At 56.4% G+C, this 15398-nt stretch carries 15 protein-coding genes and 1 pseudogene; 9 read left to right on the top strand and 7 right to left on the bottom strand.

Annotated elements, in window-relative coordinates; translation table 11 throughout:
- Positions 1 to 226: 226 nt before the first annotated feature.
- The 3 genes from ACW4TB_RS21730 (at position 227) to ACW4TB_RS21720 (ending at position 2081) form a co-directional block, all read left to right on the top strand.
- Positions 227 to 400, top strand: coding sequence for a VOC family protein (locus tag ACW4TB_RS21730; RefSeq protein WP_455828540.1), 174 nt, complete (start codon positions 227 to 229; stop codon positions 398 to 400).
- 415 nt (positions 401 to 815) lie between these two features.
- Positions 816 to 1205 (top strand): hypothetical protein, encoded by a 390-nt coding sequence (locus ACW4TB_RS21725; protein WP_455828538.1) that lies wholly within the window; start codon positions 816 to 818, stop codon positions 1203 to 1205.
- 24 nt (positions 1206 to 1229) lie between these two features.
- Positions 1230 to 2081, top strand: coding sequence for an alpha/beta fold hydrolase (locus ACW4TB_RS21720; RefSeq protein ID WP_438308558.1), 852 nt, complete (start codon positions 1230 to 1232; stop codon positions 2079 to 2081).
- 237 nt (positions 2082 to 2318) lie between these two features.
- On the opposite strand, the gene ACW4TB_RS21715 is transcribed toward ACW4TB_RS21720, so the two are convergent.
- A complete protein-coding gene (locus ACW4TB_RS21715) occupies positions 2319 to 3215 on the bottom strand; it encodes a LysR family transcriptional regulator (RefSeq protein WP_455828536.1) in 897 nt (298 codons plus the stop codon).
- Between the two features lie 141 nt (positions 3216 to 3356).
- Here ACW4TB_RS21715 and ACW4TB_RS21710 point away from each other — a divergent pair, with 141 nt between their 5' ends.
- Entirely contained in the window at positions 3357 to 4346 is a 990-nt protein-coding gene (locus ACW4TB_RS21710; protein ID WP_455828534.1) for a zinc-dependent alcohol dehydrogenase family protein, read from the top strand.
- A 202-nt stretch (positions 4347 to 4548) separates the two neighbouring features.
- Here ACW4TB_RS21710 and ACW4TB_RS21705 read toward each other — a convergent pair.
- Positions 4549 to 5531: pseudogene (locus ACW4TB_RS21705) on the bottom strand (IS5 family transposase).
- A gap of 540 nt (positions 5532 to 6071) precedes the next feature.
- A complete protein-coding gene (locus ACW4TB_RS21700) occupies positions 6072 to 7061 on the bottom strand; it encodes a DNA-binding protein (RefSeq protein ID WP_455828532.1) in 990 nt (329 codons plus the stop codon).
- A gap of 102 nt (positions 7062 to 7163) precedes the next feature.
- Here ACW4TB_RS21700 and ACW4TB_RS21695 point away from each other — a divergent pair, with 102 nt between their 5' ends.
- The 3 genes from ACW4TB_RS21695 to ACW4TB_RS21685 all read left to right on the top strand — a co-directional run bounded on the left by ACW4TB_RS21695 (position 7164) and on the right by ACW4TB_RS21685 (position 9682).
- The gene (locus ACW4TB_RS21695) at positions 7164 to 8276 is read left to right on the top strand and encodes a site-specific integrase (RefSeq protein ID WP_455828530.1); all 1113 of its coding nucleotides are present in this window, start codon (positions 7164 to 7166) and stop codon (positions 8274 to 8276) included.
- Positions 8277 to 8855: 579 nt separating this feature from the next.
- Positions 8856 to 9410 carry a hypothetical protein gene (locus ACW4TB_RS21690; protein ID WP_455828528.1) on the top strand — a complete coding sequence of 185 codons (555 nt, stop codon included), beginning with the start codon at positions 8856 to 8858 and terminating at the stop codon, positions 9408 to 9410.
- A gap of 2 nt (positions 9411 to 9412) precedes the next feature.
- Positions 9413 to 9682: a hypothetical protein gene (locus ACW4TB_RS21685; RefSeq protein ID WP_438308552.1), complete on the top strand. Its 270-nt coding sequence runs from the start codon at positions 9413 to 9415 to the stop codon at positions 9680 to 9682.
- Between the two features lie 296 nt (positions 9683 to 9978).
- On the opposite strand, the gene ACW4TB_RS21680 is transcribed toward ACW4TB_RS21685, so the two are convergent.
- Positions 9979 to 10587, bottom strand: coding sequence for a hypothetical protein (locus ACW4TB_RS21680; RefSeq protein WP_455828526.1), 609 nt, complete (start codon positions 10585 to 10587; stop codon positions 9979 to 9981).
- 299 nt (positions 10588 to 10886) lie between these two features.
- Between ACW4TB_RS21680 and ACW4TB_RS21675 the strand changes: the two genes are divergently transcribed.
- Together ACW4TB_RS21675 and ACW4TB_RS21670 are read left to right on the top strand one after the other, a co-directional pair.
- Positions 10887 to 11492, top strand: coding sequence for a hypothetical protein (locus ACW4TB_RS21675; RefSeq protein WP_455828525.1), 606 nt, complete (start codon positions 10887 to 10889; stop codon positions 11490 to 11492).
- 228 nt (positions 11493 to 11720) lie between these two features.
- Entirely contained in the window at positions 11721 to 12146 is a 426-nt protein-coding gene (locus tag ACW4TB_RS21670; RefSeq protein ID WP_455828524.1) for a hypothetical protein, read from the top strand.
- Positions 12147 to 12181: 35 nt separating this feature from the next.
- Here the strand turns inward: ACW4TB_RS21670 and ACW4TB_RS21665 are convergent, their stop codons facing one another.
- The 3 genes from ACW4TB_RS21665 to ACW4TB_RS21655 form a co-directional block, all read right to left on the bottom strand.
- A complete protein-coding gene (locus ACW4TB_RS21665) occupies positions 12182 to 12847 on the bottom strand; it encodes a DsbA family protein (protein ID WP_438308546.1) in 666 nt (221 codons plus the stop codon).
- A 144-nt stretch (positions 12848 to 12991) separates the two neighbouring features.
- Positions 12992 to 13954, bottom strand: a complete 963-nt coding sequence (locus ACW4TB_RS21660; RefSeq protein ID WP_016486894.1) for a cyclase family protein — start codon at positions 13952 to 13954, stop codon at positions 12992 to 12994.
- 48 nt (positions 13955 to 14002) lie between these two features.
- Complete coding sequence (locus ACW4TB_RS21655) at positions 14003 to 15382, bottom strand: MFS transporter (RefSeq protein ID WP_052960499.1); 1380 nt, start codon at positions 15380 to 15382, stop codon at positions 14003 to 14005.
- Between the last annotated feature and the right edge of the window lie 16 nt (positions 15383 to 15398).

Genomic DNA, 15398 nt, shown 5'->3' with positions numbered 1-15398 from the left:
CGCGCCGGCTATAAATCCGGAAAGAGGGGATGATTTGATCGTTTTTTAGCCGAATCACCGTTTTGAAATCGGCAAGGCCTGGAGTCAGCCAGAAATACCTGACTACTTCAGACCATCCTTAAACGTAGTAATCCTCTATTACCCACCCGGGCCATGTTCGCCTCATCATGAAGTCGAATGGGCTTGACCCAAAATCCAAGAATCACGAAAAACGCAGGTAGATGAAATGGCAAAGTTTATTCACACCATGATTCGCGTGGGCAACCTCAACCAATCCATGAAGTTCTATCAGGAAGAGTTTGGTCTCATAGAAACTCATCGCCTGGAGTTCGACGATTTTTCCCTGGTCTACCTGCGAGATATCGAGAGCGGCGCAGAAATCGAACTGATCTGGAACTAGGGACAAAGCGAATACACCCATGGCAGCGGCTACGGTCATGCCGCCTTTTTCGTCGAGGATCTGGACCAGCAATTCAATCGGCTGCTGGATCTGAATTTGTCTCCGACCCCTATCAAGGAATCCAAAAGAGATGGCGTTATGCTAGCACGATTTTTTTATTCTGGATCCCGATGGTTACAAAATCGAAGTATTGCAACGGGGTGGTCACTATGTTGGTGTCGGCGACAAATTGACCCAGTTGCTGACATGTCATTGACCCAGTCTGTTCTTCGCGAACCATTGCCTTTGCTGGATTTGTGCTGATTTGGAGGTGGGTGAGTCTTGCATCAGCACATGGGTCAATTCGGCATTGGCGTCAACAGTTCGATGACCGATGACTGATTTTTCGTAAAAAGTACAAAAAGAGGAGAAAGTCATGGATACACACGCACAATCTTGGGCCCGAAAATTTCGCGAGCATTCTGATTCTGATGCCACGATCCAATCAATGGGTAAGTACTTCACGTGTACGTATATGCTCGACATGGAAACTGCAAAAGTCATCGTTGATATGCGCGATGGCAAGGTCAACGCCATTAATGTCAACCCCGCCCCCCTCGATAGCTACCAATTCGCCTTTCGGGCAAGTGCCGCCACGTGGAAAAAATTTGGCATGGAGACGCCACCGCCAATGTTCCATGGTATCTGGGCGGCTTCGTTCCGGGAGGATTTGAAGATGGAAGGCGATCTGCTTGTGCTAATGCAGAACCTTCGCAACATCACCATTCAAATTGAATTGCTTCGTAAAACCGGCGTACCGGTTTAATCAGAATCTCGTCGGAGAAGAAACATGTCTCGAATTTCACCGGTAACAGGACATTATGTAACCTTCGAGGTGGACGGTTGCGAATACAAGGTGTTTTACAACCAAAATGGCAGCGGCCAACCTTTAATCTGCCAGCACACTGCTGGATGCCACAATCATCAATGGCGAGATCTGCTCGAAGACGATGATATTACGAAGGATTATCTGGTTATCGCCTACGATCTTCCGCGTCACGGGAAATCAGATCCACCTCTTAATAAGGAGTGGTGGAAAGAGGAGTACCGTCTCACGGCCGACCACTACGTGAACTTCATCGTTGCCCTCTGCGACGCGCTCGAATTGGAGAATCCGATCTTCATGGGTTCTTCATTCGGAGGCAATGTCGCTCTGCAGCTCGCTCTACGTCACCCGGACAGATTCAAGGCGGTGATACCGGTCGAAGCTGCTGCGTATGCGCCAGGATTCTTCCTTGACTGGTGGCATCACCCCCATGCCAATGCCTCACAAGTTTGCGCAAGCGGAGTCTGGGATTTGATGGCGCCAATGTCGCCAGACAAGGACCGTTGGCTAACATGGCATTACTACAGTCAGGGCGCGGAAGCGTTCAAAGGTGATCTCTACTTCTACTCAGTCGATCATGATTTGCGGGACAAGCTTGGACAGATCGATGGCGAGAAGTGTCCGGTAGTGATGATGACCGGGACCTACGACTATCTGACTCCTCCTTCCGCGACCAAAGAAACGGCCGACCAGATCAAGGGTGGATCATTCATTGAGATGGAGGACATCGGACATTTCCCTATGAGTGAAAACTACCCAGTGTTTAAAAAATACCTGGTAGAGGCTCTGCAACGTATCGATACCCAATTAACCTGACGTACCCACTGGTGACTCTGCCGCACCATCTCCAATTGGATATGGTGCAGCTTTTCAAAAAATATCTAGTAACCAGGCCTGCAACCTCCCGCGCGAAACACAGAAACGGTCGGGCAGGCAGCAATCAATGAATCGCTTCATGGTCGCCCCCGCTACGATCTCGACGATCAGAAGGTTAGACAATCACTGGCGTTTTCACACAGCCTGGGCCATTAGCGGACGTTGATTCTCCTGTAATTAGAGAGGCCCCCGTCGCCCAAACGCCTCACGTGCGAACTCCAAGAAGCTGCGCAGCTTTGGGGTCATTCTTTGGTCAGGGGCGTAAAGCATATGCATTGGGGTGGTCGGCACCGGGTACTGCGGTAGCAGACGCACCAACGTCCCATCACGCAACGCATCGCTAACCAGTTCTATCGGCTGTAGAACTACCCCCAAACCCGCTACAGCTGCTACCAGCAGTGGATCACCCTGATTAATCATCAATTTGCTTGTAATTGGAACATCGATACGCCCCTCTTGGCTGTCGAAGCTCCAGTGCGAACGACCATCAGAATAGGTAAAACCCAGACACTCCTGCTGCTGTAGATCCCATGGATTCGTGATGGGAGGGCGACGTGCAAGGTAGGACGGCGCAGCGCACAAAACCATTTGATAGGGCTCCAGCGGCATCGCCTTCAACCCACTGTTCACCAGCTCGCCGATGCGAAAGACCACGTCGTAACCATGATCGACGATATCGACCAGCTCGTTCGATAGAGTCAGGTCAATAGACACCTGTGGATATCGAACCATGTATTCCAGCAGGCGTGGCGAAAGCGCGCGAATTCCGAACGTGACCGGTGCGTTGATACGAAGGCGACCGATTGGTGTGCCACGAGTAAGGGCAGCCAGGCTCTCGGCGGACTGCATGTCTGCAAGGATTAGTTTCGCGCGCTGGTAGAACGTCCTGCCGAAGTCAGTAAGGCTTTGCCTGCGCGTAGTCCGTAGCAGTAGGGAGACACCGAGATGTTGCTCGAGCATTTTTACCTGTTTCCCTACCAACTGAGGGGACAGGTTCAGATCGTCCGCAGCGGCGCTGAATGAACCCAGCTCAACCGTTTTGACGAACGTAGCCATCTGCGTTAGACGATCCATTATAAACACCATGTTTCTAGTAATGAGCCATCGTAGCCCTTTATCCCCTCTTTACCAATGTCTAAATTCTCGTCACCCTTCGAGTGGCCGGAGAACATTCCGGATTTACATCGAGGCCCATTAATAAACAAGGTATCCAACATGGCACGCATTGTCAGAATCCACGAATACGGTGATGCCAGCGTTCTGAAGCTGGAAGATTTGGAGGTTTCGGCACCGGCACCAAACGAGGTGCAGATTGACGTTAAAGCTATTGGCTTGAACCGGGCCGAAGTGATGTTTCGCAATCACGCCTACCTACAGGATGCCGAGTTCCCCAGCCGCTTAGGCTACGAGGCCGCAGGCATCGTGGTTTCAGTTGGTAGCGACGTAACGGAGATCGAGATTGGTGACGAGGTCGCTGTAATCCCGCCTTTGGATATCGCTCGATGGGGCACTTACGGCGAGCTGGCCAATGTACCGGCTCACCTGGTGGTAAAGAGTCCTGAGAACTTATCCTTCGAAGAGGCTGCTGCGTCTTGGATGCAGTACGTTACCGCTTGGGGTGCATTGATCGAACAAGCAAAGCTGCGGCAGGACGACTTTGTCATCGTCACCGCTGCATCAAGCAGTGTTGGCCTGGCCGCCTTGCAACTTGCTCGTATGGTCGGAGCCACATCGATTGCGATCACTCGCACCAGCGCGAAGAAGCAAGCCCTACTTGATGCTGGCGCTGCGCACGTCATCGTCAGTGATGAAGAGGACATCGTCGAGCGTGTTATGGCGACAACTGCCGGTCAAGGCGCCCGTGTTGTGTTCGATCCTGTAGGCGGGCCGTCCATTGAACCCCTCACGCAGAGCATGGCGCGAGGCGGAATCTTGCTGGAATACGGCGCGCTTAGCTCTGAGCCGACGCCATTCCCACTATTTACCGTGCTGGGCAAAAGCTTGACCTTGAAGGGCTATATCTATGCAGAAATTGTGGCCGACCTTGAAGCCTTGGAAAGAGCGAAGGCTTTTATTCTGCATGGGCTGAAATCTCGTGCGTTGCGCCCGATCATCGCCAAGACATTCGCGCTTAGCGACATTCAGAATGCCCACCGCTTCCTTGAAGCCAATCAACAAATCGGCAAAATCGTGGTAACTGTCTGACCGGCATTTAAGGGGCTGAGAGCGTAATTCTCGGCCCCGCTTCACCGCACTGCTCCCGACTCGTCAGCAGGTACCACACCGCGTTAGGGAAACTCCGAACAAGTTACTCATCATCCGAAAATGGACGGCTTGGGAACGCCGAAAAGCCCGATTTCAGACGCTGATTATTGGATAATCAAGGCAACGCCTTGGTTATCTGCCCTCACGGGCTCACCTCTCCCGCACCAGACAATAATTGGCGGCGTGCCATCCACAGAGTCGACAGGGCAAACAGCGTGGTCAATTGCGCCGTGTTCTTGGCCAAGCCACGGAAGCGGGTCTTCACATAACCGAACTGGCGCTTGATCACACGAAATGGATGCTCGACCTTTGCTCGCACCTGCGCTTTGACCTTCTCGATCTTGCGTCTGGCTTTGTAGAGCACGCTGCGTTTGCTCAAGTGCTTGTAGGTGCTACGACGAGCCGCAATCTGCCAGATCATTGGCCGCCCCTCATGCTCCGGCCGTTTCTCGACGCCGGTATAACCCGCATCGGCACAGACAACGTTTTCATCGCCATGCAACAGGTGGGCGTCCTCTGTTACATCAGCCACATTCGCCGCTGTGCCTTGGACGTGGTGCACCAGGCTCGACTCAGCATCGGCACCGATATGCGCCTTCATGCCGAAGAAATACTGATTACCCTTCTTCGTCTGGTGCATTTCAGGATCGCGTTTACCTTCCTTGTTCTTGGTCGAACTGGGTGCGTGGATGATAGCGGCGTCGACAATGGTGCCCTGGCGCAACGACAGGCCCTTGTCTCGCAGATAATTGTTTATGGTTTCCAAAATGCCCGCCTTGAGTTGTTGCATCTCCAGCAGGTGCCGGAAATTCATGATCGTCGTGTCTTCGGGGATCGGAGCGCTGAGCGTCAGACGAGCAAACTGGCGCATCGAAGTAATCTCGTACAGCGCCTCTCCATGGCTGGATCACTCAACGAGAACCAGTTCTGCAACAGGTGAATGCGCAGCATGGTTTCCAGTGGATAGGGCTTGCGGCCACCGCCAGCCTTAGGGTAATGCGGCTCGATCAACGCCACCAACCCGCTCCACGGCACCACCTGTTCCATCTCGGCCAGGAAACGCTCGCGACGGGTTTGCTTGCGCTTACCGGCGTACTCGAAATCGGAAAAGCTCATCTGGCTCATGGGATGGCGGGCTTGTAGAGGGCAGTTGGACAGAGGGCTATTTCAGCACAGGTCAGATGACCTGTGCTGACTTGATCGGAGAATCCCTAAGAGGGCTTAGCAGCTCGTCCAGCAGGAGATTCAGGCCTGAAATTCGATCGAAAAAATGCACCCCGTTTGGGCCGTATCTGGATTTCATAAGGCATTATCACCGAAAGCAGTTCTAGCTTAAATGGGTCACCGACGCGAATGTACTATCGTTTTGTCACAGGTCTTGGCCTGGTCAAAGATGTTCACCCGCTGTACCTCAAGCATTGCTATGACAGCTTCTAAACTCTCGCGACCGTTTTAATTCTCCGTCAAGAGCGCGTTCTTCACCGACCGGGTTCCTCCCACGGGGGCCTTATCCCTTGATGCGAGAGATCGTCGCCGCGCTGCCAGAAGGTAGCGACCTGCTGAAACGTGCGCAAAGTGCGCTGAGCGCCTCGGGCATGGTGTCGGGAGCGTATGGCTTTGCTGGACGGTATGGCGAGCGCAAGCCGCTGCCGCGGCTGGCGCCGGTCAAGAACGCTGACGCCGTTTCTGCTGCAGGGTATCGCGCAACTGGCCTAACTGCAGGTCCAGGGTCTGCGCACGGGCTTCCTGGGCTGCCGCGCAACGCTGCGCCTCCCCTCGTTCCACCTCCGCGCGCTGCAGACGGTCCTGCAAGGCCTGGCGTTGCTCGCCCGCTTGCTGGGCGGTGAGGCGTGCCTGATCCCGCTGTTCGGACAGTGCCACGTTCTGCGCCTGGGCCGTGCTGCGCTGTTCGCACGCTTCGGCCAGGGCCTTCTGCGCGACTGCCAGGGTCTGTTGCACCCCGTGCAACCGACCTTGGGTGTCCTTGAGTTGGGCGCTCAGGCCCTTGCTCTCTTCGCGGGCGCGATCAATCTCGCGATAGGCGCGGTCTTCGACATCGCGGGTATAGCGCTGTTGCTCAACACGCGCCTGCTCGGCCTGTTCGCGGCTGTCGTGCAACTGCTGCCGGAGCTCGGCCATCTGCGTCTGGGATTCGTCCCGCTGCGTCTGCAGCGCGTCGCGTTGCGCGCGCAGGTCGTCGATTTGCGCCTGGCGCTGAACCAGCAGCTGTTCCAGATCGGCCAGGCGGGTTTCCACGCGTTGCCGTGTGGTGACTGCCTCAGCGGTCTGCTGCTGTGCCTGGACTACCTCCATTCGGGCGCGGGCTTCCAGCGCTCCCAGTGCTTCGCGCTCCTCGGTGAGCACCTGCCGCTGGGTATCAAGAGCCTGCTCGGCGACACCTTGCGCCATCAGCGTGGCCTGCTGCCAGATGGCCACGAAGGCTTGCGCCACTTCCGCCGGCAAGCCGGGCAGTCGGGTTTCGCCGCGCAGGCGCCCGGCAAGCTGTTCCCACCACTGATCGAGCAAAGCACCGACCCGCGCCGGGCTGCCGCGCCCTAACTCCAGGCGTACCCTCTCCACCGTTGGCCGCTCTCCACGGGCTAGGACTGCGTCCGCCGCGGCATAAACATCGTTTTCTGGTACGCCTACTGCCATGCCCTACCCTCCACCCAATTAGGTCTGATAATTAAATCTTATCCGACCCTATAAAATCTGAACTTCATTAATAATACGTTAAACGTAATAAATAATACAGATGTGCAAAGCGCTGCAGTATCCGCCCCATTGGCGCTGGACGTCTTGGCGCATAACACCCGCGCAACTGCCGAGGCGTTCATCGCCGCCGGCACGGCCGCCAATACCGTGCGCAGCTACCAAAGCGCCCTCGCCTACTGGTCCGCTTGGCTGCAGTTGCGCTACCGGCGCGCGCTCGGCGACGCTGCGTTGCCGCCGGAGGTCGCGGTGCAGTTCATCGTTGATCACCTGGCTCGCCCGGAAACTGGCGGTGGCTGGAGCCACCTGCTGCCCGCAGACCTCGATGCGACCCTGGTCGCGGCCGGGGTCAAGGGCAAGCTCGGGCCATTGGCGTTTAGCACGGTCAGTCATCGCTTCGCGGTGCTGGGCAAGTGGCATCGTTTGAAGCAATGGGACAATCCGACCGAGACGCCAGCGGTGAAGACCTTGTTGCGCGAGGCCCGCAAGGCCCAGGTTCGCCAAGGGGTGGCACAGCGCAAAAAAACTGCCGTGGTCCTGGAGCCATTGCAGGCCATGCTCGCCACCTGCAGCGACGGCGTACGCGGCATGCGCGATCGTGCCCTGCTGCTGCTCGCCTGGAGCGGTGGCGGCCGGCGCTGCTCGGAGGTGATCGGCCTGCAAGTCGAGGACCTGCGCCGCCTGGATGCCGACACCTGGTTATACACACTCGGCGCAACCAAGACCGACACTGGCGGCGTACGCCGGGAGAAGCCGCTACAGGGGCCCGCAGCGCGAGCGCTGAGCGCGTGGCTGGCAGTTGCGCCAGCCTGCGGCGGCCCGCTGTTTCGCCGGCTGTACAGGGGCGGCCGGGTCGCTGCGAGCGGGCTATCGGGCGACCAGGTGGCGCACATCGTTAAACGTCGCGCAGCACTCGCCGGCCTCGACGGCGACTGGTCGGCGCACAGTTTGCGCTCGGGATTTGTCACCGAGGCCGGCCGTCAAGGGGTGCCGCTCGGCGAGGTGATGGCAATGACCGAGCACCACAGTGTCAGCACGGTGATGGGCTACTTCCAGGCAGGCTCGCTGTTGGGCAGCCGGGCCAGCCAACTATTGTCGACTGAAACACCCAGTGAGGCCGCAGCGGACGAAACCGAGCCAGCAGTCGATCAACCGTAGCCCGGACAGGCCCGCCCCGGGCACGGGCGGGGTTACCCCATAGCCCCAAGCCTCAATCCGCGCCGTACCGAATTTGCCCCCACCCGCATAAGCGCGCTGCAGGAAGAGTTCTCGCGCCGTGAGCACAGCCATTCGCAATCAGAGACCGCATACGCACCGAATGTCGGCTGCCGGGATCAAGTCGTAAAGGGCGCCCCACCGCGATGCGCAGAAGGAGCAGGCCAATGCCTACAGAGCTGAGCGCAGACAACCTTCGGCTTCAACCGGGAGGAGCCTGCCCCGCGCTGCCCAGTGGAGAAGATGGCGCCGATTGAGACTACAAATCCTCAGCGGCCAACTGGCGATGGGGAGCCTGGCCGGGCGTACTACGCTCACCACTGCTGGCGATCTCGCACCTGAGTGCGTCAACAACCGCAGCCTTGCTCTGGCGACTCATCAGTGCCTGTTTGCTTCGTTCGACAAGCGCCGTCGAGCTAGTATGATGGCGATGTGACTGCAACGCTGGCCGATGGTTTGAGCTGCATTGAAGGCCGACCGGATGTCAAAAACCACTGACGTTGCGTTTTCTCTCGAACCAGGATGACCGAGGCTGATATGGATGCAGAACAACTACAATCAGATATCGATGCGTTGCTTACGTATGTCAACGACGACATGGAAAGTCTGGGTGAAACCATTAACACGGTCTTTTTTTCCTTTGCGGAAGGGGCCACAGACCGCGCGGCGGTGGATGAGCGATTCAATTGGACAGAAGAACATCTCTTCCGGGTAATTAACATCTGCCACTCGCGCTCGCTTCTGAAAAAGAGCATGCAGGGTTTTCAACGTATAGCCTTGACCGAAGAAGGACAAAGCCGGGCTATTTCGGTAAAACATGGCAAGAACCGTGCTTATGAACTGGGAGCCAGCATGCAAATCGCGACATTGAATGTTCACGGACCGGCGCAGGTCGGTAATCACAATGTGCAGAATGTTCATACCGTCTTCACTCAACTGCTGCAAAAAATTGATGAATCCGAGGCAACGGATGAGGAAAAAGCGGAAGCCAAAGGCCGCTTGTCGGCCTTTCTCGAGCATCCGCTAGTCGGCGCGATTGTCGGTGGCTTGGCAGGCTCACTACCTGGGCTGATGTAGCGATGGAGAGTTTCAAAAAGTCGATTGGATTGCGGTGTGTGTTCTGCCGCTCCTACGAATTTGCCTTGCCTCATACCGGCTATACGCCTGCGCCCGGCGGCTTTGTGGTGTGCGCGCACTGCGGCAGGGAAAACGATGTCACGTCCCTGCTGTTTGTGGCCAAAGGTGCTGGGTTGTCATTAGTAAAGCAGCATGCGCAGCAGTTGGTTGATGGGCTGGCAAAGGAAATGCGCAAATCCTTGAAGCATCATAAATTCATTAAATTAAGATAATGGCCAGGCTCAGCCGATCCTTGCAGGGGTGACTGACGACTCGCTGGCCAACAGACGACCGCACGATAAAACGTCAGCCCTCTAGTTCGGTGCCCTTGTGGCTGGTGCTCAGGCCCTGGGCACGGCCCGTAACTATTGAGGTTATCAGGCCGTTACGGTTGAGTTCTATTCTGAAGCACGCCGTCCGGATGCCTCAGACTTGCTCCTCTTGGATATTGCCGTGACGGACGCAGCAGCGGGCGAGAAGCCGCGCCTCAACGACCCCGCAAGGCAGCGAAGCGCAGCAGGCCCACAGATTAACGTTCGGTTGCAGCAAGACGCGCGCGCTTATCAATTCGCCGCTGAAACCAGCCCCCAAGCTTGTCGTAGACATCAACGTGTTCACGGTCCGCAAGCGCCGCCTGCGCTTTGACGTGTTTGCGCAAGTACAGGACCGCCCACCAGGTCCCCCCCCAAAGGAAGACCGTGAAGGGCAACGCAATGCTTGGGTATACCGAAGCCCATGGTAATGCATCGGTCCAGGCACCCCACTCGAAGTGCTCAACGATAAAGCTCGAGATTGCCGAGGTCAGTAACGCAGTCATGTAGGACCCGGTTATAAGCTTGATCAATAGCGCACAGGTGATCGTAGTAGACGTGTTTCGTTTGAAAATCCCCCACACGATGACCAGGCCGATCAAGCCCAGCATGAGGCTTACACGAAAAATGACAATCTGCTGCCAGGCCAGTGCAAAGAATTTGCGAATATCGAAGAATGGCGTGGTGGTGAACCAGATGAGAAAGATGCTGACTAAGCTGGCTAACAGTGACAGCCCAACCGCTGCCGAAGTATAGCGCCAGGTACTTGACCAAGGTTTCTCCAAGTTGTTCAGCCATTTGTTTGCCCAGTTAAAAATCCGATTCATTCGCAGCACAGCTCCCAGTTTTACATTGCGTCAATCGAGGCGCCCTATAGGCGCGCTGCCAGTTTTGAGGTCAGCGGTATTAAGCGTGATCAGTCCTGATACTTACCACGAGCTTAACATAGGACTGAATACTTCGAACCACGCTACTGTTAACAGCCCCAGCAGTTGAAGCGAGAGTTCGTCGTATTCTGTCGCAGTCAGCGCCTGTCGTGGTCACGACAGGTTTTCGAACTGAACCCGGCACACTTTGCTCTGCTCACGCTGGTATAGTTTGCGGTGAATTCTAAGGAGAGTCGACAATGCCGCTGCACATGGAACAGATAATAGAACTGGGACGCGACGCCATCGCCGAGACCTTCGACCTGGCCCAGCTTCGGCTCGACCAGGTAACTGCCGTGCTGGGGGAGTCCGACTGGACGTTGGTGATCAAACTGCATACTTTGGTCGAAGCGGCGGTTACCCAACTGTTAGTTGCTCATACCGATCCGGCACTGCACCATGTTTTAAAACACTTGCCGCTCTCCGATAGCAACGCGGGTAAAGTGCGAATGGCCAGGGACCTCGGACTGCAGTTCGGGTTCATTCAGCGCTTCTCAACCCTTCGCAATAGGCTTGCCCATAATATCGAGCATATGGAGTTCGCGCTGGCCGATCACGTAGGGCAAATGGACAAGAATCAACGTCGGGTATGGAGAGAGGACATGAATTGGACCGCGCCTGGAAGCACGGCCCGAGTCGATAACGATTCTCTCACCGATCATCCCAAGACCGACTTGTATCTCGCCGTGTTTCGGCTGTTAGCCGTGTTGGCGGTCAGCGAGACCATGAAAAAATCATCGGATAAGGCTTACACGGTTTCAGCGGAGCTGGAGAAGCAACTGTTCCCCCGAAGAATAGATCGCTGATCTCGCCGGCCGGTAGCGCCTTCCGGACGTGCTGGCCAGCGGGTTGCGTCCCCGAGGGCGCCAGAAGGTAGCAGGTTCAATGGAGCCGCCTATCTGAGAACCCCAATGCCGAAGCCAGCGTCGATATAGTCATAAATACCAGTCCGCTGGCCTATGGCTGCGCGCAATCCTGCAGCGACAGCCATCCCCCGGCGCTGTAAAGTAAATGAGCGCGCAATCGGAGCTCGATTGGAGATCACAGAATGGTTGCATCTCGCCCGAAAGGTGCACGTAGAGGCGAGCGTTCGTCAGAACACGTCGAAAAGCTATGCGGCCGCGCGCTCCCACTTCGAAGTCACTTGGGGCGGCTTCCTGCCCACTACCACTGAGTCCGTCGTGCGCTACATCGCGGAGTACGCGGACCAGCTAGCACTGAGTACACTGAAGCAACGGCTGGCTGCGCTCGCGAACTGGCACCAAAGCAACGGCTTCCCCGACCCCAGCAAAGCCCTCAAGCTCAGGCAGTTGCTGAAGGGCATCCGGGCAATACACCCCGTACAGCAGAAGCAAGCAGCTCCGCTGGCGTTACTGCACCTCGAAAAAGCTGTAGAGCACTTTGAAGATGAGGTTGCTCAGGCGAAAGCTGCCGGCAATAGAGGCTGGCGCCCTTCCTAGATCCATACGCTACTGCATACAGCGTTCGATCGGCATCAGTGTGAGCGTCCGCCAAAAGTAATGCCTCCACACGTATCAATGGCGCGACGCAGGGCAAGCTTGAATGTCTCGACTGACTGCGCACCACTTACCAATTGCCCGCCAATATCGATCTGGGGAACGCTGCATATGCCCTTGACTCGCGCCGCAGATTCTTCGATACGAACCTCATCGGCCACAGCCTCACTGGCTAGATACGCTGCGGCTTCGTCACGCTCGAGCCCATTGACCGCGGCGATTTCGAGCAGCACCTGGACATCGGTGATATCGCGCCCCTGTTCGAAGTACGCCGAGAAGATCGCACCGGCAAGCATGCTAGAGATTTTTCTACTCGAGGCCAGGCGCATGAGGCGGTGCGCGAGGAAGGTATTGGGTGTGCGCTCGATGGCCGCGTAGTCAAATGCGATGCCATCAGCTTGTGCGGCCTCGGCGGTCTGCGCATCCATGGCTTGGCTACGCGCCCAACTGCCGAACTTGTTGGTTCGATAGGTGCGACGATCCATCCCTTGCTCAGGCATATCGGGGTTCAGCTCGAAAGGAATCCAGCGAATGTCTGCTTCAACGTCTTCGGGAAGCGATGCCAGGGCCTTTGCCAGTCGCCGCTCTGCCACGAAGCACCAGGGGCAGATAAAGTCAGAAGTGATTTCAATCGCAAGTTTCATTGCATTCTCCCAAAAGGTTAGCTCTGGAAGTGATGCTGACAGAGGCGACGCACGGCGTTAACCCCGCGCGAGTCGCACTCAGCATTGCGTTCTGCGCATAGATGACTCTAGCGCGAGGGCGCCATTATGGCGCCCCAACGCAGGCTACTTGATTACGATCGGATTGACCGGTGCGCCAGTCCCCCCTACTACCTTCAGCGGCGCAGCGGTGTACAAGAAAGTCCATTGCCCATCTTCGGCACAGTCGGCGGCAAGCGGATCCAACTGCGCAATCTCTGTCAGGGTAATACCAAGATTACGCATCAATGCGTTATGCAGTGGCAACGCGACGCCGGAAACCGGGTCGACGGTTACTTCGTTGGCAATGGTGTCAGTCACGATGTTGGGAATTTCCATGTCCTGGAACCATTGCACAAGCTCCGGGCTATAGGTCAGTCCCGGTTCGATGAAGTCTTTGTAGAACTCTTCGCTGTCGCGATAGTAGAACGAACCGATCCATCCTGTACGAATGAGCAGAATGTCGCGTTTCTGGATCTTGACGCCTTGAGCGGCAGCGGCGTTCATCAAATCCTCGTGATTGAAGGTTTCCCCTGGTGCCAACACCTGCTTGTCGCGAAAGCGCGCCATGTCGATGAGAATCCCACGCCCCACGACGCCCTTTTCCCCAATCGGTGCGACGCTGGCCTTCGCCAGCCCGCCGATGGTGGTGTCTGCATCGTAGCCGTTCCAGATCTGATCGTCGTACCACACGTGGCCAAGGGCGTCATATTGCGTTGAGCCCTGCAGATGGAAAAACATCACATCGTCAGCATACTCGTAGCAACCTGGGAAATGCGGTCCTTTTCCACAGTTGTAGTGCCCGCGATCCATGATGTTCATACGCCGCGCCGGAGTACGTCCTGGCCAAACCGGATCGCCCTTCTCATCGCCAATACGAACCTGCAGGGTAAAGGTCTTCCCCTGCCGGACTTGGCTGACACCCTCCAAGGCTTCCTTGGCAGTGAGGTAGTTCAGACAGCCGACTTCATCGTCAGCGCCCCACTTACCCCAATTGCGCGGAGCGTCTTTAAGCAGTTCACGTACGTGAGGTACTTTTTTATCGGACATGATTGTTCTCGTTTGTTGTTGTGACCATCAATCAGAATAGGGAGCGTCTCAACTCATGTTGCACGCGCTGCGGCTGACCAGCGACCGGTCATAACGCTTGAACCAACCCGCCGTTTCCCGGGTGAACAGTGCCGTCAACAGTGCCGCCACGAACATCAGCGCTGAGATGAACACCAGGGCAAGGTGATAACCTGCGGACTGCTCGAAACCGCCTCCGGCCCCAATGAACAAACCAATCAGCAGCGGGCCGAAACCACCCGCGTAAATGCCTGCGTTAACCACCGAGCCTGCCAAGCCAGTCGTGCCGGGTTTGGCTGAGTCGAATGCGATCGCATACAGCAAGGTGTAGGGCGCATTCATGGCGAAACCGGCAAACAACTGCACGCCGATCAGCCACCCGAGGCTGACCGAGGTATAGCGGAACAGATACATGCCCACGCCCAGCCAGAGAAAGACGATCACCAGGCTCAACTTTCGACCGATTCGATCCGATAGCCATCCCCACAGGATCTGGCCGATCCCACCCGTGATAGTGAAGAGCACAGAGTACGCTGCGGCTTGGGCAAAGTTGTAATGCGCAACGAACGCGAGGTATTGCGGCAACCAGAAGCTGATGCCGAAGTAGCCGACTATTGCGAACATCGAGATCAGGGCAATGACGCTGATATTGGGGTTTCGCAGGACGTCCTTAAGCACACCTTTTTGCGGGATTGCAGGTGTATCGCTCAGACTCGGTGCGGTTTCACCAACGGCGGCGACATGCGCCGTAAATTTTCGATAGCGCGCTGCCGTGCTGAACTTCCAGTACAAGGTGAATACGATGATCATGGGAATCGGGAACAGCAAGAACGCATAGCGCCAGTTTTCCGGGCCGTAGGCGTTCAATAGCGCACTGATCGCCACACCACCAATCAACGTGCCCCACGGGTAACCCGTGTGGTGAAGACCGAGCGCGAAGCCGCGACGCTCCTTGGACCACCACTCGGCCAGGGAGGTGACCTCCACGGCCTCGCCCACCCCGCCAAAAGCATGGGAAAGGATCTGCAAGCACACCAGCACGCCCAATGAAGCGGTGAGGAAGTTGAAGCCCGTCAGGAACGTGAACAGCGTATAGGCGAATACGATAGGCAAATGCCGATATTTGCGCCGCCAGCCATGACCACCTTTATCCACCCATACCATCAGTGGCACAGCGAGCAACGATGTCGAGATGGTGATGACCGCCGCCAGTAACCCGGCCATTTCAGCGCTGGTTTTGAACTCGCTGGTGATTGAAGGCAACACCATGAAAAACAGGTGCCGTGAATTGGCGTCCAGCGCATACACCAGCCAGAGCAGCAGCATCGCGCCCCAGGAGACAGCGCCGGCGCCCTGTATTTTTTTTGTAGAAAGGCCAACAGCGGATTGAGGGTCGCTGCGAAGTTCCATTAGAAAGCTCCGATAT

The organism is Lelliottia jeotgali (assembly GCF_977070485.1).
Note: the sequence above shows the minus strand (reverse complement) of the source record. Positions and strands in the feature narration are given on the sequence as shown.